This is a genomic window from Pseudomonas sp. LBUM1666, assembly GCF_059695775.1.
In genome coordinates, this window is the sequence record NZ_CP166789.1 from 2,992,434 (window position 1) to 3,013,851 (window position 21,418).

The following is a 21,418-nucleotide window of genomic DNA, read 5'->3' on the forward strand; positions in this document are numbered from 1 at the left end:
CGTTTCATCGACTTGATGGCCATTTGCTTATTTTGTCAGTGCGTTCTTTTGCGCAATCAGTACAATCGCCCGATTTGCCCCCCGAGAACGGAGGGCTGTCGCGAGAAGTCTCATGCTTATCGGTAGCTATTCCCCCACGCTGGTTATCATCTCGCTTTTTGTGGCGATTCTCGCCTCCTATACCGCGCTAGACCTGACCGAACGCATCGCCACGGCCAAGGGCCGGGCCGTGCATCTATGGACGGCGGGAGGCGCCTTTGCCATGGGGGTTGGCGTGTGGTCGATGCATTTTATCGGCATGCTCGCGTTCAAATTGCCCTTCGACCTCGGTTATGACGTCGGCATCACATTGCTGTCACTGCTGATTGGCATCCTGTCCTGCGGCTTTGCCCTGTGGCTGGTCAGCCAACCACAATTGCCAGCCTGGCAATTGGCATTCGGCGCGCTGGTCATGGGTTCCGGGATCAGTGCCATGCACTACACCGGCATGGCCGCCATGCGTATGCAGCCGGGTATCGATTACGATCCGACGCTCTTCGGCGCCTCGCTGCTGATCGCCGTGGTCGCCTCGGGCGCTGCGTTGTGGATCGCTTTCCGCCTGCGCCAGCACACGCCTTATGTCGGCCTGATCCGTGGCGGTGCGGCAGTGATCATGGGCCTCGCGATCGTCGGCATGCACTACACCGGCATGGCGGCGGCACGTTTCCCGGACGGCAGCTTCTGTGGCGCGGCCGTCAGCGGTCTGAACGGCAAGGGTCTGGACAATCTGGTGTTGATCACCACCCTGGCGGTGTTGAGCCTTGCCTTGTTGACCTCGATCCTTGATGCGCGCCTTGAGGCCCGCACCGCAGGACTTGCCCACTCATTGACCGAGGCCAACCGCGAACTGACTCAACTGGCTCTGCATGACACCTTGACCGGCCTGCCGAATCGCGTGTTGCTGGCTGACCGCATCGATCAGGCGATGTCCATGGTGCAGGAGCAGGGCGGTTGTTTCGCATTGATGTTCATCGATCTGGACGGTTTCAAACCAGTCAACGATGCCTTCGGTCACCATATGGGCGATCTGTTGTTGCGTGAAGTCGGTCTGCGCTTACGCGAGGATTTGCGCAGCCATGACACCCTGGCGCGGATCGGCGGTGATGAATTCGTATTGCTGGTGCAACTCGGCGAGCAGAATGACGCATTGAACCTGGCGGCCCGTCAAGTCGGGCTGATCGGGCGTTCGTTCCGGGTCGGCGAACATGACTTGCAGATTTCCGCCAGCGTCGGCATCGCTATATATCCGGGCAACGGTGAAACCGCCGAAGAGTTGCTGATGAATGCCGACGCGGCGATGTACCACGCCAAGGGCACCGGGAAAAACGGCTACAGCTTCTTCGATGCCTCGATGAACAGCAACGCGCGCAAACAGCTGCAGTTATTGCAGGACTTGCGTATCGCCATTGATCAGCAGCAATTCAGTCTCTATTACCAACCCAAGTTCGATGCCAACAATGGCCGGCCGGTCGGTGCCGAGGCGTTGTTGCGCTGGGTGCATCCGACCCAGGGCATGCTGCTGCCCGACAAATTCATCGAACTGGCGGAAAAAACCGGGCTGATCATTCCGATTGGCGAGTGGGTGCTCAACGAAGCCTGCCGTCAGATGCGCGAGTGGTACGTGCTCGGGTACACCGACTGGCGCATCGCGGTGAACCTTTCAGCCTTGCAGTTCTGCCACGCAGGCCTGGTCCAGAGCGTCGCCAAAGCCTTGGCCACTCACCATTTGCCGGCCAACAGCCTGACCCTCGAGATCACAGAAACCACGGCCATGAGCGATGCCGATGCGAGCATGACGGTGCTTCAGGAACTGTCGACAATGGGTGTCGACCTGTCGATCGATGACTTTGGCACCGGCTATTCGAGTTTGATGTACCTCAAGCGCTTGCCGGCCAACGAACTGAAGATCGACCGGGGATTTGTCCGCGATCTGGAACGTGACAGCGATGACGCCGCCATCGTTTCCGCCATCGTCGCCCTCGGCCAGGCGCTAGGGTTGCGGATCGTCGCCGAAGGGGTGGAGACCGACTCGCAGCAAGACTTCCTGACGCAACTCGGTTGTGATTCGCTGCAGGGTTATCTGCTCGGGCACCCGCTGCCTGCCGAACGCTTCATGGTAGATATTCTGCGTGCAGAGCAATTGGCGGTGAGTTGAGAATACTGTGACTGATGTGAGCCCATGCAAAAGCCAGCGATGACGGTTATTCTTTGCCCCGACTGCTAACGCTTGGAATGGGGGAAATTTCGCATGGACAAAGTCATCGTCATCACTGGCGGCAGCCGCGGTATCGGCGCCGCCACAGCCCTGTTGGCCGCCGAACAAGGCTATCGGATCTGCATCAACTACCTGGCCGACGAATCCGCTGCGCAAACTGTGTTGGAACAAGTCCGCGCCCTCGGCGCCCAAGCCATCGCAGTGCGCGCTGACGTCAGCATCGAAGATGAAGTGATTGCGCTGTTCCACCGCGTGGACACTGAGTTGGGCCGGGTCACGGCACTGGTGAACAACGCCGGCACCGTCGGGCACAAGTCGCGGATCGATGAAATGTCGGAATTCCGTATTCTCAAAATCCTCAGAACCAACGTCCTGGCGCCGATCCTCTGCGCCAAACACGCGATCCTGCGCATGTCGCCCAAGCATGGCGGGCAGGGTGGCAGCATCGTTAACGTGTCCTCGGTGGCCTCACGCCTGGGCGCGCCAAGTGAATACGTCGACTACGCCGCCTCCAAAGGTGCGCTGGATACCTTCACCATCGGCCTGTCCAAAGAAGTAGCCGGCGAAGGCATCCGCGTCAACGCCGTGCGCCCCGGCTACATCTATACCGATTTCCATGCGTTGAGCGGTGACCCGGATCGGGTCAGCAAACTGGAATCGGCGATTCCGATGGCTCGGGGCGGGCGTCCGGAAGAAGTGGCTGAGGCGATTGTGTGGTTGCTGTCGGACAAGGCTTCTTATGCGACCGGGACGTTTGTTGACCTCGGCGGCGGGCGATAAACCTTAGGATTTGTATCGCTGGATCTGGCTTCTTCGCGAGCAGGCTCGCTCCCACAGTTGATCGCATTCCCCTGTGGGAGCGAGCCTGCTCGCGAAGGCGGTAGACCAGACGCCATCAAACCCTCAGAACGACCGCACAATCCGCCCCAACGTCTCCATCGCCTTCTCGGCTGTCTCATCCCAGGGGCTGCCGTAATTCAGCCGAATACAATTCCTGAAGCGCTGGGTCGGTGAAAAAATCGGCCCGGGCGCAATACTGATCCCTTGCGCCAATGCCATCTGAAACAACTTCAGCGAATCCATCTGCGGTGGCAATTCCAGCCACAAAAAGTAGCCGCCGGCCGGTTGGCTGACGCGAGTCTGCGCCGGGAAATAGCGCGCGATCGCGGCGAGCATGGCGCTTTGCTGTTCTTCAAGCGCGTACCGTAGTTTTCGCAGGTGCCGGTCGTAGCCGCCGTGTTGCAGGTAATCGGCGATGGCCGCCTGGGCCGGCATCGACGCACACAGCGACGTCATGAGTTTCAGTCGTTCGATCTTCTGCGCATAGCGCCCGGCGGCGACCCAACCGATGCGGTAGCCGGGGGCCAGGCTTTTGGCGAACGAACCGCAGTGCATCACCAGCCCTTCGGTATCAAAAGCCTTGGCCGGTTTCGGCGCCTGTTGGCCGTAATACAGTTCGGCGTAGACGTCGTCTTCGATCAGCGGCACTTGATGGCTGCGCAATAGCTCAACCAGTTCCTGTTTCTTCGCCTCGGGCATTGTCGCGCCCATCGGGTTCTGGAAGCTGGTCATGCACCAGACAGCCTTGATCGGGTGCCGTGCCAGGGTTTGCGCGAGTACGCCAAGGTCGATGCCATCGCGCGGATGCACAGGGATTTCCACGGCTTTGAGCTTCAGCCGTTCCAGTATTTGCAGGCACGCGTAGAACGCCGGGGCTTCGATGGCCACGAGATCGCCGGGCTCGGTGACCGCTTGCAGGCACAGGTTCAACGCTTCCAGCGCGCCGTTGGTGATCAGCAGTTCTTCCATGGGCAGCATCAGCCCGCCGACCATGTAGCGCAGGGCGATTTGTCGACGCAGTTGCGGGTTGCCCGGCGACATGTCGGTGACGACCATGCGCGGGTCCATCTCGCGGCCGGCGCTGGCCAGGGAACGGGACAGGCGTTGCAGCGGGAACAGGGTCGGGCTGGGGAAGGCCGAGCCGAAGGGCACGGTGTTCGGGTCCTTGATCGAATCGAGGACCGAGAACACCAGTTCGCTGACGTCGACTTCGGTGGACTCATTGACCTGACTGCTGATCACCGGTTCCGAGAACGGGCTCGGCGCGTGTGCGTTGACGAAGTAGCCGGAACGCGGGCGAGCGCGGATCAGGCCGCGGCGTTCGAGCAGGTAGTAGGCCTGGAACACCGTGGACGGACTGACCCCGTAAGTCTGGCTGGCGTAGCGCACCGATGGCACACGCTGGCCGGGGCCGAGAACGCCGGAGCGGATCAGTTCAGCGATGTCGTCGGCGAATTTTTCGTAGCGTTTCATCGGGGGGCCTTGTTGCCAGATTGTTGTGTGGGGTGTCAGGCATATCGGCCCCTCACCCTAACCCTCTCCCCAGAGGGGCGAGGGGACTGAACGAGGTGTTTGGGCGAAATTTTGCGACCTGTAATTCCGAGTCGAACACAGTATCTGAAACGTTTGGATATCTGCTCCCTTTCCCCCTCTCCCCTCTGGGGCGGTCCGACGTTTCGGGAGGGCTGGGGTGAGGGGTGGATTCTAAAGCCTCAACGATTCATCGGCGCAACAAACCGGCTCTTCGCCACGCTATAAATCTGCGGTTCATCGCTGTCGACAATCTTGAAGCTGATCGTCTGCGAACTGCTGCTCGGCCGTTCCGTGGTCATCGCTACCGACACCGGTACATCCACAATCTCGCCCGGTGCCAGGCTCAGTTCGGTCTTGCCTTGCAGCAGGAAGCCTTCGCCATCGACCAGGGTCAGACGGTAATCCTGACGTTGCTGGGTCTTGTTGATGACTTTCAGGCTGTAGATGTTTTCGATCTGCCCCTGACTGTTCTCGCGGAACAGGCCACGGTCCTTGCTCACGTCCAGCGAGACCATCGGCCGCTCCACCAGCGCCAGGGCAAGCGCACCGATCATCACCAACAGGACCGCGGTGTAGCCGATCAAACGCGGCCGCAACAAATGAGTCTTGCCACCCTGCAATTGATGCTCCGAGGTGTAGCTGATCAGCCCGCGGGCGTAGCCCATTTTGTCCATGATCGAATCACAGGCGTCGATACACGCGGCACAACCGATGCACTCCATCTGCAAGCCGTCGCGGATGTCGATGCCGGTCGGGCAGACTTGCACGCACAACTGGCAGTCGATGCAATCACCGAGGCCGACTTCAGCCGGTGCCACGTCACGTTTGCGCGGGCCACGATTTTCGCCACGGGCCACGTCGTAGGAGATGGTCAGGGTGTCTTTGTCGAACATCACGCTCTGGAACCGCGCATACGGGCACATGTGCATGCACACCGCTTCACGCAGCCAACCGGCGTTGATGTATGTCGCGCCGGTAAAGAACAGCACCCAGAACAGGCTGACACCGCCCATCTGCAAAGTCAGCAGTTCTTCGGCCAGCGGCCGGATCGGGGTGAAATAGCCGACAAAGGTCAGGCCGGTCAACAGACTGATGGCCAGCCACAAGGTGTGTTTGGCTGAGCGGCGGATCAGTTTGTTCAGATCCCAGGGGGCGGCTTGCAGCTTGATCCGCTGGTTGCGTTCGCCTTCGGTGAGCTTCTCGCACCACATGAAAATCCAGGTCCAGGAACTCTGTGGGCAGGTGTAACCGCACCAGACTCGCCCGGCGAACACGGTGATCGCAAAAAGGCCGAACGCGGCGATGATCAGCAGCGCCGACAGCAGGATGAAATCCTGCGGCCAGAAGGTCGCGCCGAAGATGTGGAATTTGCTTTCGGAAAGGTCCCAGAGCACCGCCTGGCGGCCGCTCCAGTTCAACCACACCGTGCCGAAGAACAGCAAAAACAGAAACCCCGCGCCGCTCATGCGCAGGGTGCGGAATAAACCGGTGAAGCTGCGGGTGTGGATCAGGTTGTCGCTGGACTTGGCCTTCATCTTTGGACGCGAAGGCTCAAAGCTCTGCACTGAAGAGTTCTGTATTAAAGGGGTGGTTTCTACGGTTCGGACGGGGATTCTATCGCTCATGGTCTTTCGCTCATCAGCCTCCATCAGGCCTGAGCACTATGAGCGGCGATCTGTTTGCATAACAGACTCACCTATTGCAATAAAAAGCGGATCAGATGGACATTGATCCGCTGCCTGCGACAAGTTGATGCACCCGCTACAGCGGGACGCAGACGCCTATATCAAGCGTCTTCGGGTGTTATTGATCCGGGTCAGTCAAATCACCGAATCACTGTCGGTGGCCTTCAAATGCTTACGCCCGTCGACTGCGCCTGCTACGGTCAATGCGTCGGCTTCTGCTTCGGTGATGTAGATGCGCTGGCCGTCGAGCTCCACCGCCGACATGGCTTTTTCCGAGTCGGTAATGATGGTGACGTCGGGGCACAGACGAATTTCTTCGCCGTTCTCGGTAATGAAGAAGCAGGTCTGGTTTTCGATGCGCACAGTCATGGAGGTGTCCTTTTTTTGCGGGTTCTAAAGTGTTAGGGCACAGCCGAGGATCATCGTTCTGTGCAACTGATTAATGGTCGACGCGGTCCATCCTCAATAGAGCAACTTTCTGTTCAGTCATCACAAGGACAACACCATGAACGCCTGGTGGCATGAGGTTTGGGTGACCCTGCAAGCGGAGTTCGCCGATATTGGCGACGCTTCACAACTGACGCGCATTACCGTGCGCTTGCTGATGGCAGCGGTGTTGGGCGGGATTCTCGGCTTCGAACGCGAGCACAAGGGCAAGGCCGCCGGGGTCCGCACCCACATGCTGGTGGCCCTCGGTGCCGCGCTGTTCGTGCTGGTGCCGCAAATGTCCGGCTCGCAGGCCGATGCCATGAGCCGAGTGGTGCAGGGTGTGATCGCGGGGATCGGCTTTCTTGGCGCAGGGACTATTCTGAAAAACAACGAGGGCGACGAGGGGCACGTCAAAGGCCTGACCACCGCCGCCGGGTTGTGGATGACCGCCGCCATTGGCGTCTCGGCCGGGTTGGGGCGAGAGGCCACGGCGGTGCTCAGCACGTTGCTGGCGTTGGCGATTCTCAGTGTGATGCCCGCCGTTGTGCGGATGATCGACAAGGACAAGGATCAAAGTCCGTGAATGAACATTACTCGGGTGTGACAACCACCGGCGGCATGGTGCTCGGTGGCTCTTCCCGAGGTGGCGGGGTGGTACCGGGCGGGTCTTGCTCAGGCACAGGTTCTGGCTCGGTCGGCGGAATGGTCGGGCTGTCGATGTTTGGATCAGGCGTTTCGGCAGGGATCGGAATGCTCATGAATTTAGCCTCCAGTGGCACATGGCGTAAGTCGTGCTTTAGTGTGTTGACCACCGCGCAAAGGAATTGATTCCGCCGAAGGCCCAGGCAAATCCTCGTGAACTTTTACCGGTGCCTGTCGCTCGGAACCTAAGTGAGTTCATTGCGGGGCGGACAGTCCTACGCAATGAATATCAGGTACAAGAGCGTCCTTGGGGCGTAAAGGAGAGATGCTCGATGACTGCTGAAAAACCGACAGAGCTCAACTACAACCCTCATATGCCGCTGTCGCAGGCTTTACTGCTACCGCGCATCGCAATCGAAAATACCATGCCGACCCTCGATGGCGGGCAGTTCGCCGTCAAAGCCGTGGTGGGTCAGGACGTGGTGGTGACCAGCAAAGTGTTTGCCGACGGTCACGACAAGTTGGCCGTGCGAGTGCGCTGGCACGCCGAGGGTGAGGAAACCTGGCAAAGCGAAGTAATGGCCGACTTGGGCAACAACGGTTGGCAGGGCCAGTTCCGGCTCGCGCGCCAAGGCCGTTATGTGTTTTGCATCGAAGCCTGGATCGATCAGTTCGCCAGCTTCTGTTATGAGCTGGAGAAAAAACACGCAGCCAGGGTGCCGATCAGTCTGGAGTTGCAGGAAGGGCGAACGCTGGTCCAGCAAGCCGCCGAACGCACCGAAGGGCAGCTGAGTGAGCAACTGGCGGCGCTGCACCATGACTTGTCGGGTCTGCTCGAAATCGAGCAGGTCGAGATGTTTCTGCACCCAAGCAGTGCCGAGTTGATGACGCAGGCCGATCATCGTGCCTATTTGAGCATCAGCCCTGAGTACCCGCTCGACGTCGAACGGGACCTGGCGCAGTTCGCCAGTTGGTATGAATTGTTTCCGCGTTCGATCACTGACGATCCGGCCCGTCATGGCACCTTCAACGATGTGCATGCGCGGCTGCCGATGATCCAGGACATGGGCTTCGATGTGCTGTACTTCCCGCCGATCCACCCGATCGGTCGCAGTTACCGCAAAGGCCCGAACAACTCCCTGACCGCCGGGCCGGACGATCCGGGCAGTCCGTATGCCATTGGCAGCGAAGAGGGAGGGCATGAAGCCATTCACTCCGAACTGGGCAGCCGCGAAGACTTCCGTCGACTTGTCGCGGCGGCCGCGGACCATGGGCTGGAAATCGCCCTCGACTTCGCGATTCAGTGCTCCCAGGATCACCCGTGGCTGCAGCAGCATCCGGGCTGGTTCAACTGGCGCCCCGACGGCACGATCAAATACGCCGAGAACCCGCCGAAAAAATACCAGGACATCGTCAACGTCGATTTCTATGCCACCGATGCGATTCCGAGTCTGTGGGTCGAATTGCGCGACATCGTGGTGGGCTGGGTCGAGGAAGGCGTGAAGCTGTTTCGCGTCGACAACCCTCACACCAAACCGCTGCCATTCTGGCAGTGGCTGATCGCTGATGTGCGGGCGCTGTACCCCGAAGTGATCTTCCTGGCCGAGGCCTTCACCACCCCGGCGATGATGGCGCGGTTGGGCAAGGTCGGTTACTCCCAGAGCTACACCTACTTCACCTGGCGCAACAACAAGTCCGAGTTGGCCACTTACTTCACCGAACTCAATGAGTCACCGTGGCGCGAATGCTTCCGGCCGAACTTCTTCGTCAACACACCGGACATCAACCCGGCGTTTTTGCATGAGTCAGGGCGTGCCGGTTTTCTGATCCGCGCGGCGCTGGCCACCATGGGCTCCGGTCTGTGGGGCATGTATTCAGGCTTCGAACTGTGTGAAGCGGCACCGGTGCCGGGCAAGGAGGAGTACCTCAATTCCGAGAAGTACGAAATCCGCCCACGGGACTTCAACGCCCCGGGCAATATCATTGCCGAGATCGCCCAGCTCAACCGCATCCGTCGGCAGAACCCGGCGTTGCAGACGCATCTGGGCCTGAAGGTCTACAACGCCTGGAACGACAATATTTTGTATTTCGGCAAACGCAGCGCGGATGGCAGCAATTTCATTCTGGTGGCCGTCAGCCTTGATCCGCTTAACGTCCAGGAAGCGAATTTCGAATTGCCGTTGTGGGAAATGGGCTTGCCCGACGACGCCAGCACCCAGGGCGAAGACTTGATGAGCGGTCATCGCTGGACCTGGCACGGCAAATACCAGTTCATGCGGATCGACCCGGCGCATCAACCGTTCGGGATCTGGCGGATCAGCACTTCCTGAGACTGCTTTTGTGGCGAGGGGGCTTGCCCCCGTTGGGTCGCGAAGCGGCCCCGCTTTTCTTTTCAGACACACCGAGTCATCCGAATTTACGACTGCTTCGCAGCCGAACGGGGGCAAGCCCCCTCGCCACCAAAGCTCCTCGCCACAAGGGAGTGTTCGACTCAGCGGTTAATTTGAATTCAACAGGAGTTTCAAATGGCGAAGAAACCCAAGGCAGCCACCTTTATCAAGGACCCGCTCTGGTACAAGGATGCGGTGATCTACCAGGTTCACGTTAAGTCTTTTTTCGACTCCAACAATGACGGGATCGGCGACTTTCCCGGCCTTATCGCCAAACTCGATTACATTGCCGATCTGGGCGTCAACACCATTTGGCTGTTGCCGTTCTATCCCTCGCCACGGCGTGATGACGGCTACGACATTGCCGAATACCGTGGCGTGCATTCTGATTACGGCACCATGGCCGACGCCAAGCGGTTCATCTCGGAAGCCCACAAACGTGGCCTGCGGGTCATTACCGAGCTGGTCATCAACCATACTTCGGACCAGCACGCCTGGTTTCAGCGTGCGCGTAAGGCCAAGAAAGGTTCGGCGGCGCGGGACTTTTACGTCTGGTCCGATGATGATCAAAAATACGACGGCACTCGCATCATCTTTCTCGACACCGAGAAGTCCAACTGGACCTGGGATCCGGTGGCCGGTCAGTACTTCTGGCACCGTTTCTATTCCCACCAGCCAGACCTGAACTTCGATAACCCGCAAGTCATGAAAGCCGTGCTGTCGGTGATGCGCTACTGGCTGGACATGGGCATCGACGGTCTGCGTCTGGACGCGATTCCGTACCTGATCGAACGCGACGGCACCAACAACGAAAACCTGCCCGAGACCCACGACGTCCTCAAGCAGATCCGTGCCGAAATCGACGCCAATTACCCGGACCGCATGCTGCTGGCCGAGGCCAATCAATGGCCGGAAGACACGCAACTGTACTTCGGCGACACCGACGCCAAAGGCCTGAACGGCGATGAATGCCACATGGCGTTCCACTTCCCGCTGATGCCGCGCATGTACATGGCGCTGGCCCAGGAAGACCGTTTCCCTATCACCGACATTCTGCGTCAGACCCCGGAGATCCCGGCCAACTGTCAGTGGGCGATTTTCCTGCGCAACCACGATGAGCTGACCCTGGAAATGGTCACCGACAAGGAGCGCGATTACCTGTGGAATTACTACGCGGCCGACCGTCGGGCGCGGATCAACCTTGGCATTCGCCGGCGCTTGGCGCCGTTGATGGAGCGCGACCGTCGTCGTGTGGAGTTGTTGAACAGTTTGCTGCTGTCGATGCCCGGCACGCCGACCCTGTATTACGGCGATGAAATCGGCATGGGCGACAACATCTACCTCGGCGACCGTGATGGCGTGCGGACGCCGATGCAGTGGTCGATTGACCGTAATGGCGGTTTCTCCCGCGCCGACCCGGCCAGCCTGGTGCTGCCACCGATCATGGACCCGCAATACGGCTATCTGTCGGTCAACGTCGAAACCCAGGCCGGCGACCCGCATTCGCTGCTGAACTGGACCCGGCGCATGCTCACCGTGCGCAAGCAGTCCAAGGCCTTCGGTCGCGGCACACTGAAAATGCTCTCGCCGAGCAACCGGCGGATCCTGGCCTACACCCGGGAATTCACCGGGCCGGACGGCAAGCACGAAATCATCTTGTGTGTGGCCAACGTGTCACGTAGCGCGCAAGCAGCGGAACTGGACCTGTCGGCCTACGTCGGCATGGTGCCGGTGGAGATGCTGGGCGGTAATGCTTTCCCGCCTATTGGTCAGTTGAATTTCCTGCTGACCCTGGCGCCTTACGGCTTCTATTGGTTCGTATTGGCGGCGGAAAACCAGATGCCGAGCTGGCACGTGGAACCGGCGCAAAGCCTGCCGGACTTCACCACGCTGGTGCTGAAAAAACAAATGGAAGAACTGCTCGAAGCGCCGTCCCGCGGCACGCTGGAGCAGGGCATCCTGCCGAGCTGGCTGCAGAACCGCCGCTGGTTTGCCGGCAAGGATGCGGCCATCGAACAGGTCAACATCGCTTATGGCGTGCGCTTCGGCGATCCGCTGCACCCTGTGCTGTTGAGTGAAATCGACGTCACCAGCGGCGGCCAGACCAGTCGCTATCAGTTGCCGTTCGGCTTTATCTCCGAAGATCAGGTGGGTGCCGCGTTGCCTCAGCAACTGGCCTTGTCTCGGGTTCGGCGCGTGCGTCAGGTCGGCTTGATCACCGATGCCTTCAGCCTCGACACCTTTGTACATGCGGTATTGCAAGGCATGCAAAGTAATACCGTATTGCCATCCAGTGCGGGCGATATCTGCTTTGAGCCGACATGGGAACTGGCGAAACTCGGTCTGACCGGGGAATCGGAAGTGCGTTACCTGTCCGCCGAACAGTCCAACAGTTCGGTGGTGATCGGCAACAGCCTGGTGCTGAAACTGATCCGCAAGGTCGCGTCTGGCGTGCACCCGGAACTGGAAATGAGCGCCTTCCTGACTCACGCCGGTTTCCGCAATATTTCGCCGCTGCTGGGTTCTGTGGTTCGCCGCGATCCGGCGGGCGAGGACAACCTGCTGATGATTGCCCAAGGCTATTTGAGCAATCAGGGCGACGCCTGGGAATGGACCCAGAACAACCTCGAACGGGCGCTGCGCGACGAGCTGGCCGACGCCATGTCCGAGCAGGAGCAACACTACAACGCCTTGGGCGAACTGGGAGACTTCGCCGGCATGCTCGGTCAGCGTCTCGGTGAAATGCATCAGCTGCTGGCGGCGCCCAGCGACAACCCGGACTTTGCCCCGCAGGTCACCACCCAGAAAGATGCCCTGGCCTCGGCAAAGGATGTGGCAGCGCAACTGGAGCACGCGCTGAAATTGCTCAAACAGCATCAAAGCGAATTGAACCCGGCAGACAAAGCCTTGGTCACTCGTTTACTGGACAACAAAAAAGCCATCCTCAGCCATGTTCAGGAGCTCGGCAAACAAGCCGTTGGTGGTCTGCGCATTCGCGTCCACGGCGACTTGCACCTGGGCCAGGTGCTGGTGATCAAGGGCGACGCCTACTTGATCGACTTCGAAGGCGAGCCGGCTCGGCCGCTGCATGAGCGACGGGGCAAACACAGCCCGTACAAAGACGTCAGTGGCGTATTGCGTTCCTTTGACTACGCTGCGGCGATGGCGATCAATGTGCACAACGTCGACAACACGGCCGATGCCCAAGCCGCTCGTCAACGTGTCGCCGATCGCTATTTAAATGAAGCAAGACAAGCATTTGTCGACGCTTATCGGCTGGCGGCAGCTAGTCTTGCTCATGCATGGCAAGATCCGGAAGGCGAGGACGCCGCATTGGCGTTGTTCGGCCTGGAGAAGGCAGCGTATGAAGTAGCCTATGAGGCAGAGAATCGCCCCACATGGTTGCCCGTGCCGTTGCACGGTTTATATGGACTATTGAGTGGGCTTAAACCCTTTTCCGATCTTGGTGGAGAGTAGTTATGAGTTTCTCGAACAAGGAACAGGGTCACGCTAAAGAAGCGCTGCTGCCCAGATCGCGGGACATCGACGCGCTGGTACGCGCGGAACATCACGACCCCTTTGCAATTCTCGGCCCCCACGGCGATGGTCATGGCGGGCAATTCATTCGAGCCTATTTGCCGGACGCCTTGAGCGTGCAGGTACTGGCCAAGGACTCCGGGGAGGAACTCGGCAACCTTGAGGCCACCCAGACACCGGGCCTGTTCGTCGGGCACTTCGATCGGGAGCAGCCGTATCTGCTGCGAACCCGGTGGGCCGGCGGCGAACAAATTTCCGAGGACCCTTACAGCTTTGGCCCGTTGCTCGGCGAGATGGACCTGTACCTGTTCGCCGAAGGCAATCACCGCGATCTCAGCGCTTGCCTGGGCGCGCAGCTGAAAACGGTCGACGGTGTCGATGGCGTGCGTTTCGCGGTGTGGGCACCGAACGCCAAAAGGGTGTCGGTGGTGGGTGACTTCAACAACTGGGACGGTCGCCGGCACCCGATGCGCCTGCGTCATCCTACCGGTGTATGGGAAATCTTCGTCCCGCGCATGCAAGCGGGGGAAACGTACAAATACGAAATCCTCGGCACCCACGGCATTCTGCCGCTCAAGGCCGACCCGATGGCGCTGGCCACCTCGCTGCCGCCGGACACCGCTTCAAAAGTCGCTTCGCCACTGAACATCGATTGGCAGGATCAGGAGTGGATGCAATCCCGGGGCGACCGTCATCGGGTGAGTGCGCCGCTGTCGATCTACGAATTGCATGCCGGGTCCTGGCAATGTGAGTTGGACGATTTGGGCGAAGTTGCGCGCCTGTACACCTGGCATGAGTTGGCCGAGCGGCTGATTCCTTACGTGAAGGATCTGGGTTTTACCCACATCGAGCTGATGCCGATCATGGAACACCCGTTCGGCGGATCCTGGGGCTATCAGCTGCTGTCGCAATTCGCCCCGAGCGCCCGCTACGGTACGCCGGATGATTTCGCCGCGTTCATCAATGCCTGCCACCAGGCCGACATCGGCGTGATCCTCGACTGGGTGCCAGCGCATTTTCCGACCGATACCCACGGCCTGGCGCAGTTCGACGGCACCGCGCTGTACGAATACGGCAACCCGCAGGAAGGCTTCCATCAGGACTGGGACACGCTGATCTACAACCTGGGTCGCACCGAAGTGCACGGCTACATGCTGGCCTCGGCGCTGCACTGGCTCAAACATTTCCACGTCGACGGTCTGCGGGTCGATGCCGTGGCTTCGATGCTGTATCGCGATTACTCGCGCAAGGCCGGTGAATGGGTGCCAAACCGTCACGGCGGTCGGGAAAACCTCGAAGCCATCGACTTCCTGCGCCATCTCAATGACGTGGTCGACCTAGAAGCCCCCGGCGCGCTGGTGATTGCCGAAGAATCCACCGCATGGCCGGGTGTCAGCCAGGGCACGCAACAGGGCGGCCTGGGCTTCGACTACAAGTGGAACATGGGCTGGATGCACGATTCGCTGCACTACATCCAGCAGGACCCGGTGTACCGCGCCCATCACCACAACGAACTGAGTTTCGGTCTGGTGTATGCCTGGTCCGAGCGCTTTATCCTGCCGATTTCCCACGACGAGGTGGTACACGGCAAGCACTCGCTGATCGACAAGATGCCCGGCGACCGCTGGCAGAAATTCGCCAACCTGCGCGCCTACCTCAGTTTCATGTGGGCGCATCCGGGCAAGAAGCTGTTGTTCATGGGCTGCGAGTTTGGTCAGTGGCGTGAGTGGAATCACGATCAGCAGCTGGACTGGTACTTGCTGCAGTACTCGGAACACAAAGGTGTGCAGAAACTCGTCGGCGATCTCAATCGGCTGTATCGCGAAGAGCCTGCGCTGCATGATCAGGACGACGCGCCGCAAGGCTTCCAGTGGTTGATTGGTGATGATGCAATCAACAGCGTCTACGCCTTCATGCGCTGGAGCAGGGATGGGCGGCCGGTGTTGGTGGTGGCTAACTTCACGCCGGTGCCGCGCGAGGGTTATCGCATCGGCGTACCGTTTGCCGGGCGTTGGAGCGAGGTGATCAACAGCGATGCGGCCACTTACGCCGGTTCGAACTATGGCAACAGCGGCGGGGCGTTTACCGAGGAAGAGCCGAGCCATGGGCAAGAACTCTCGTTGGTATTGAACCTGCCGCCGCTGGCGGTGTTGATGCTGCGTCCGGAGGGTTGATCTAACACCGAGTCGCTCCCACAGTGGTTTTGTGTACGACATCAATCCAATGTGGGAGCGAGCCTGCTCCGGGCGGCGATCCGACGAAGGCGTCAGCCCTGACAAAACATTTCTTTAAGCCTGATCTCACCACCGCATCCGCACACCCAAACTCCCAATCAACCCGTTCAAATCATTGTCATCCACATCACTGCTGTAGTCGGCGCTGACGTAAAGACTAACGGCGGGTGTCACTCTGGCCACCAACCCCAAACCCACTTCGACGGTCGATGAATAGCGGCTGCTGCTGATCTTCTCGACCTGATCGAGGTTCACAGTATTGCCGGTGTACACCGTGTGCCATACGTTGGTTCGCACATAGGGTTCGACCCCCAGGCCGTTGATGTCGTAACTACCTTTCAACCGTGCACCGACCCGGCCGCTCCAGGAGGTCAGATCGCTGGACGAGGCATTGCCTGACCCGGCGTACGGGGTGTCCAGGGTAATGCGTTGATTGATCAACTGCGCCTGGGGTTCGACTACCCAGTTATCGCTCAGACCAATGGGGAAACCACCTTCCACCGACAGCGTCACCGCGCTGCCCTCGGTCGCCAGTCGGGCGCCCTGGTCATTGCGGGTATAACCGTTGACCCGGCCGCCGCTGGCCGTCAAATCCACGTGCCAGCCTTGGGGCCCGGTCAGGCTCCAGTAGGCGCCGAGGCTCTGGCCTTCGAGGTTGAGGGTGTCGTGGCTGGGGTCAGCAAGGGCGCGACCGGTCAGCAGCCCGTTGCTGTTGCCTTGTAACTGAGTGATGCCGCCGACCAGTCCGACCCGCTGGGTATGACCGCTACCGCTTTGCAGAGTCAGGATCGCCGGACCTTTGAATTCGCTACTACCAGGGATAGCAAACCCCTGAGCCAGAACATCGGTTTGCGCCTGCCGCGAAGCCTGTCCATACACCTGATCCCAGGCCGAAGGCGCAGCGTCCTCGATGGTCAGGCGCGAACTTCGTGTATCGGAGGCGGCGCTGAAACGGCCGGAGTAGGGGGCGGTGAAAGTGACGGCGGGTAAGGTCATGACCGGAACATCCTGACGGTACCAAGGCGTGGTTTCATCCTCTGCCGGCCCTGCCTGTACTTCCATGGACGAACACAGAAGGAGTGAACTCGAGACAGTGCAAAAAGTAACTTTGATCTCTTGTTGGGTGAATGAAGTTTTCATGGAGGTCTACCTTGCAATCGCATGCGGTATCTCGCTCTGGCGTCTCTCCTACCCCGAATGAGGGGCGACCGAATGTATTGGGGCAAGCCTCTGGCCGCCCGATTTTGCGGGTGTCTTGGGGTTTGCCCCTGGTGTATTTCCGGGGGTAGTAACGTGTAGCTAAGAAGACCCTTGACATCGCGTCAAGAAAATGGCCGATAAATGGTATGTGTATTTTATGACTCGCAAGTGACTGATTTACGCCGCACATCTAAGTTCTTGTTTGTTCGAAAAATCGTCAAGAAATCCGCGTTCCAGAGCGTTTTTGATAGTGGGCTACCGGTCTACCAACTCACCCTGACACCGACATTTGCGGCCGTTGCGCGCAGCTGATTGCTGTCGATATTGCTGGTGTAGTCGACTCCGCCATACACGCTCACGGTTTTCGCGAGGCTAAGCACAACGCCGACACCGAGGTCGGCCGATGACGATTTTTGCTCGGTATCGATCCGGTCCGCGCCGTCGAAGGTTACCGAGTCGGTACCGGAAAGGGTGTGCCACAGATTGGCTCGTAGATAAGGTTCCAGTGGTCGTCCACTGACTTGGTAGCGGCCTTTGAGTCGAGCACCGAGGCGACCGGTCCAGGCACCGTCGGAGTCGAATGAGACGTGGGAAATGCCGTCATCCTGGCTGTCCAGCGAGACTTTTTGATGGATGACCTGCGCCTGGGGTTCAACCACCCAGTTACCCGTCACTTGAATCGGATAGCCGGTTTCCGCCGAAACAGTCAAGGCGTGGCCTCGGTTATCCAGTTTGAGGCCGCGTTCGGAGTGGCTGTCGCCGTCGAGCCGGGTGCCCATGATGACGGTGTCGACGTACCAGCCCTTGGGATCGGTCAACGTCCAGTACAAGCCATAACTGTCGCCTTCAAGTTCCACTTTGCCAGCGCGCTTGTCTTCAAAGCCTTGGTTGAAACCGTCGACATCGCCCTGCAAACGCGTATGCCCGACAAAAAAACCAGTGCGCTGGGTCTGTCCATTGGAAGTCTGTGAGCTGTACACATCGTTACCCACCTGGAAACCGCTGAGCGAACCCTCGAGCCTTGGCGTTACGGTGCCGGCCCAGGTCTGATCGACGTTCTTGCCGTAGACCCGACCCCAGCCAGCACCAAAGGCCCCGGTTTCGTTGAGCAGGCGCTGATCGCCTTGGCGATCATGGAAAGTGCCGAGTGCATTCAGGGTCAGTTGCGCGGCAGCGGGTGGCAGTACCGACCAGGTCGGAACCTCGGGGCGGTACAGCGGAATCGGTGACGCGCCCGGTACGGCTGCCGGTAAGACCGGTAGCGGTGGACTGCCGGCGGGAGCGAGTGCGGCCACCGGCGTTGCGACGACCGGGACGACAATCGGTGGCAAGGCCGGATCCGGGTTTGGGAGGGTGACGGCCGCGGGGGCCACAACGGCAGAGCGCAAATACCAACTGTTTTCGCTGCCTGTGGTAACGCCACCCTTGAACAGGTAGTAATCGAAGGCACCCGCAGATACCGGACCTTTGAGCGCAAACGCATCGGGGGTGCTGACAGCAGTGCCTTGAGCCTGCACCAACTCAATACCGTTCTGCTGCGTCAACCCGCCGGTTCCGCCCAGATTGGTGACCGTGATCAATGTGCTGCCGGTCAATGTCCCATCGTTCACCACCAGTTTGTCGCTGGGGGAGTTGTCGTCTCCCACCACGCTTTGCAACAGCAACTGGCCGCCGTTACCCGAATAATTGCCCTGCACCGTCAGGGTGTCGTCGGTTCGGGTATTGCCGCTGCTGAGGTCGATCACCCCGGCGTTATTCAAGGTTGCACGCTGTCCGGCGTTGAATGGTGTGATGCTGCCCTGGGTTGACGTCAGCGTGCTGCTGCCATCGATAGTGAACACACCGGTGCCGCTGGCACTGTCGCCCAATACAAAATTGCCGGCCAGATCGAACTGCGAACTGTTGTTCAGGTTGACCGTTTCCCAGTTGATGTACCGGGCAGCGCCACCTGAGGTGGTGTGATCGAAGGTCAGCAGGTCTGTGCCGTTTCCACCGTCGATGCTCGGGGTGAGGGCGAGGGTGCTTTCGCCGAGACTTCCCAAGGTGGCACTGTCGTTCCCTTCGGCCAACAGGATCGCCGAGCGGATGATGCCGCCACCGTTCCAGACCAGCGTGTCATCGCCGGTACTGGCGCGGATCTCGCCCACGATTTCGCCGCCTGTCACGGTAATGCTGTCGTTGCCGCCGCTGACGCTGATGTTGCCGCCAATCCGTCCGCCAGAAACGGTAATGGTGTCGGTACCGAAACCGGTGACCAGATTGCCCTGGATCTGACCGCCCGACAGGTCAAAGATATTGTTGTCGAGTTTCATGTCGACCCGCCCGATGGTCCCGCCCATCATGCGGGCGACGTCACCATCCTCGAAGGCGCCGACGATGGTGCCGCCTGTCATCAGAAACGTATCGCGATTGTCGCCTTGAGCGAGGGACTGAATAGTGCCGCCAGTCATCACAAAATCATCGATTCCATTGCCCTGGCTGACGGCGCCGGTAATCAGCCCGCCTGTGATACGCAGGCGGTCCGCGCCGGCGCCTTGGTCCAGTGCGCCGGCGAGTGTGCCGGAATTCATCTCGACGGTGTCGCTGCCCGCGCCGAACGTCACGTTGCCATTGATACGGCCAGTGCCGTTGGCGGGGAAGATCAGGCTGTTATTGCCTGACAGGTCGGTGAGTGCAGCGCTGGTGCCGCTGTCACAGGTGAATGCATCGTTTCCGGGCCCTGCGATCAAGGTGCAAGCGGCGGAAACGGGAGGGCTGACGAATATCAGCAATGAAGTGGGTACAGCGAGTATCTGCGGCAATGCCTGCAGCAATCGGGCGTAACGACTCATGGTGTATCCCTACGCATGTTTCGGGAAATCATCCTTGGATCGTTCGCCGGATCTTCAATCAAGCCATCAAGTGAAGTTCATAAACTGCGCGAGACCTGCATCCTAACGAGTTGAATCAACTGCTCCTTCAGCTGCTTAAGGTGTAGACGCGTTTTTCGCCCGGGGTGGCGTTGCTGACGAATGGTCTGTCGAAAAAAGTACTTCAGAGGTGTACTTCCACCGCCAACGGCAAATGATCCGACAAATGCGTCCAGGGTTTATGCCCCAGTATTCGCGGCTCATGACTGCTCGCATTGCGCAGATAGATCCGGTCCAGGCGCAGCAGCGGAAAGCGTGCCGGATAGGTTTTTGCCGGGCGACCGTGGTGACGCTCGAAGGCTTCATGCAGATAGTCGCGTCGGGCGAGGGCGGTGTTACCTTGCAGCTGCCAGTCGTTGAAGTCGCCGGCGATAATCACCGGCGCATCGTCGGGTAACGATTCGAGCAGTTGGCAGAGTAGCTGGAGCTGTAGTTGGCGATGGCTTTCCAGCAGACTCAAGTGAACGCAGATCGCATGGACTTCAGTGTGCCCCGGCACATCCAGAACGCAATGAAGCAGGCCGCGGCGTTCGGGGCCGGTGATCGAGACGTCGAGGTTGCGGTGTTCGCGGATCGGGTATTTCGATAACAGGGCATTGCCGTGGTGACCGTTGGGGTAGACCGCGTTACGACCGTAGGCGAAGTCGCTCCACATGCTGTCGGCCAGGAACTCGTATTGTGAGGTCTGCGGCCAATCGTTGTAGCGAGTGGAATGGCGGTCGTGTTCACCGACGACTTCCTGCAGGAACACCAGGTCCGCCGACGTACTGCGTACCGCTTCACGCAGTTCCGGGAGAATAAAACGTCGGTTGAGTGCGGTAAAACCCTTGTGGGTGTTGACCGTCAATACTCTCAGTCGATGAATCGCCAGAGGCGTGTTCAACGGAGATGATCCGACGGCCTGCCACTTGGAATCACTGGTCACGTTCACTCCTCTGAATCAGGGTTGCTTATGTATGCGACTGATACGGGAGCGGGCAGTTCAGCGCTTTTCGTTCAGACAAACACAATTTCATAAGGCAACCGTATCCGTTCCAGAAGCACCGGGGGCAGCAGCGGGGCGAGGTCGATGGCCGGCTCGCCGTCGAGCTGGCTGGCGTAGGCGTGGGTGGCGTGGCTTTTGCGCGCGACGGTCCAGGTGTCCAGGCGCACCTTGCGCGCGCGATGCCACGGGATGAGCCCTCGATCGCGCGTTGGCCAGTGCCAGGCCCAGACCGGCACTTCGTTTAACGTTGCACCGACCATGGTCGCAGCCTTGGCGCTGGCCCGGCCAACGGCGTCATGGTCGACAATGCCATCCTCGCGCCAGGTGCTGAACACCACATCCCCGGGGCGTAAATAACGGGCAATGAATTGAGTCATCTGAAACTCCCGTTCGGCCAAGGCGTTGTCGGTGAAGCCGCCACGAATCCATTTCAGGCTGTGCATCGGCAAACCGAGCCGGCGCAAGGCTTCGAGGCTTTCCTGCGGACGGAATACGCTCAAGCGTTTCTCCGACCACTGTTGCGAGCCCGGATGACTGGCACTGCCGTCGGTAATCGAGATCAATTGCAGGGGGTGACCCAAGGCGCTGAGCAACTGCAGCAGGCCGCCGCAGGTCACGACTTCATCGCCGGGATGTGGAGCAATCACCACGGCGCGTGCGCCGGCGGGGACCAGGGTCTGAGTGCTGATGACAGGAATGTTGTCCAGTTGCGGGGCGCTGTTCCAGACTTGTACTGGCAGGCTGCTTTCACTGATGGAGACCGATTTCATGGCTACGTCC

General features: G+C 59.6%; 14 protein-coding genes. 6 read left to right on the forward strand and 8 right to left on the reverse strand.

The window, feature by feature from the left end:
- Window positions 1–112: 112 nt before the first annotated feature.
- Both ACA056_RS13690 and ACA056_RS13695 read left to right on the forward strand, forming a co-directional pair.
- Window positions 113–2,194: a putative bifunctional diguanylate cyclase/phosphodiesterase gene (locus ACA056_RS13690; RefSeq protein ID WP_497273374.1), complete on the forward strand. Its 2,082-nt coding sequence runs from the start codon at window positions 113–115 to the stop codon at window positions 2,192–2,194.
- 93 nt (window positions 2,195–2,287) lie between these two features.
- On the forward strand, window positions 2,288–3,034 hold the full coding sequence (locus ACA056_RS13695; protein WP_283184374.1) for an SDR family oxidoreductase: 747 nt from the start codon (window positions 2,288–2,290) through the stop codon (window positions 3,032–3,034).
- 123 nt (window positions 3,035–3,157) lie between these two features.
- Here ACA056_RS13695 and mapR read toward each other — a convergent pair whose 3' ends face one another.
- The 3 genes from mapR to ACA056_RS13710 all read right to left on the reverse strand — a co-directional run bounded on the left by mapR (window position 3,158) and on the right by ACA056_RS13710 (window position 6,681).
- Window positions 3,158–4,567, reverse strand: a complete 1,410-nt coding sequence (gene mapR / locus ACA056_RS13700) for a GntR family transcriptional regulator MpaR (RefSeq protein WP_497273375.1) — start codon at window positions 4,565–4,567, stop codon at window positions 3,158–3,160.
- Between the two features lie 239 nt (window positions 4,568–4,806).
- A complete protein-coding gene (ccoG, locus tag ACA056_RS13705) occupies window positions 4,807–6,252 on the reverse strand; it encodes a cytochrome c oxidase accessory protein CcoG (RefSeq protein WP_497273376.1) in 1,446 nt (481 codons plus the stop codon).
- A 195-nt stretch (window positions 6,253–6,447) separates the two neighbouring features.
- Complete coding sequence (locus tag ACA056_RS13710; protein ID WP_283184377.1) at window positions 6,448–6,681, reverse strand: DUF3203 family protein; 234 nt, start codon at window positions 6,679–6,681, stop codon at window positions 6,448–6,450.
- A 136-nt stretch (window positions 6,682–6,817) separates the two neighbouring features.
- Between ACA056_RS13710 and ACA056_RS13715 the strand changes: the two genes are divergently transcribed.
- Complete coding sequence (locus ACA056_RS13715) at window positions 6,818–7,324, forward strand: MgtC/SapB family protein (protein ID WP_497273377.1); 507 nt, start codon at window positions 6,818–6,820, stop codon at window positions 7,322–7,324.
- Window positions 7,325–7,331: 7 nt separating this feature from the next.
- On the opposite strand, the gene ACA056_RS13720 is transcribed toward ACA056_RS13715, so the two are convergent.
- Window positions 7,332–7,499 (reverse strand): hypothetical protein, encoded by a 168-nt coding sequence (locus ACA056_RS13720; RefSeq protein WP_449643286.1) that lies wholly within the window; start codon window positions 7,497–7,499, stop codon window positions 7,332–7,334.
- A gap of 216 nt (window positions 7,500–7,715) precedes the next feature.
- Between ACA056_RS13720 and ACA056_RS13725 the strand changes: the two genes are divergently transcribed.
- The 3 genes from ACA056_RS13725 to glgB all read left to right on the forward strand — a co-directional run bounded on the left by ACA056_RS13725 (window position 7,716) and on the right by glgB (window position 15,484).
- Complete coding sequence (locus ACA056_RS13725; RefSeq protein ID WP_497273378.1) at window positions 7,716–9,713, forward strand: alpha-1,4-glucan--maltose-1-phosphate maltosyltransferase; 1,998 nt, start codon at window positions 7,716–7,718, stop codon at window positions 9,711–9,713.
- 195 nt (window positions 9,714–9,908) lie between these two features.
- A complete protein-coding gene (treS, locus tag ACA056_RS13730; protein ID WP_497273379.1) occupies window positions 9,909–13,250 on the forward strand; it encodes a maltose alpha-D-glucosyltransferase in 3,342 nt (1,113 codons plus the stop codon).
- A 2-nt stretch (window positions 13,251–13,252) separates the two neighbouring features.
- On the forward strand, window positions 13,253–15,484 hold the full coding sequence (gene glgB / locus ACA056_RS13735; protein WP_497273380.1) for a 1,4-alpha-glucan branching protein GlgB: 2,232 nt from the start codon (window positions 13,253–13,255) through the stop codon (window positions 15,482–15,484).
- Between the two features lie 126 nt (window positions 15,485–15,610).
- Here glgB and ACA056_RS13740 read toward each other — a convergent pair whose 3' ends face one another.
- From ACA056_RS13740 to ACA056_RS13755, 4 genes are all read right to left on the reverse strand, one after another.
- Window positions 15,611–16,684 (reverse strand): autotransporter domain-containing protein, encoded by a 1,074-nt coding sequence (locus tag ACA056_RS13740; protein WP_497273381.1) that lies wholly within the window; start codon window positions 16,682–16,684, stop codon window positions 15,611–15,613.
- 323 nt (window positions 16,685–17,007) lie between these two features.
- Window positions 17,008–19,575: an autotransporter family protein gene (locus ACA056_RS13745; protein WP_497273382.1), complete on the reverse strand. Its 2,568-nt coding sequence runs from the start codon at window positions 19,573–19,575 to the stop codon at window positions 17,008–17,010.
- A gap of 202 nt (window positions 19,576–19,777) precedes the next feature.
- A complete protein-coding gene (locus ACA056_RS13750; protein WP_497273383.1) occupies window positions 19,778–20,578 on the reverse strand; it encodes an endonuclease/exonuclease/phosphatase family protein in 801 nt (266 codons plus the stop codon).
- A 71-nt stretch (window positions 20,579–20,649) separates the two neighbouring features.
- Complete coding sequence (locus tag ACA056_RS13755) at window positions 20,650–21,408, reverse strand: PIG-L deacetylase family protein (RefSeq protein ID WP_497273384.1); 759 nt, start codon at window positions 21,406–21,408, stop codon at window positions 20,650–20,652.
- Window positions 21,409–21,418 lie beyond the last annotated feature (10 nt).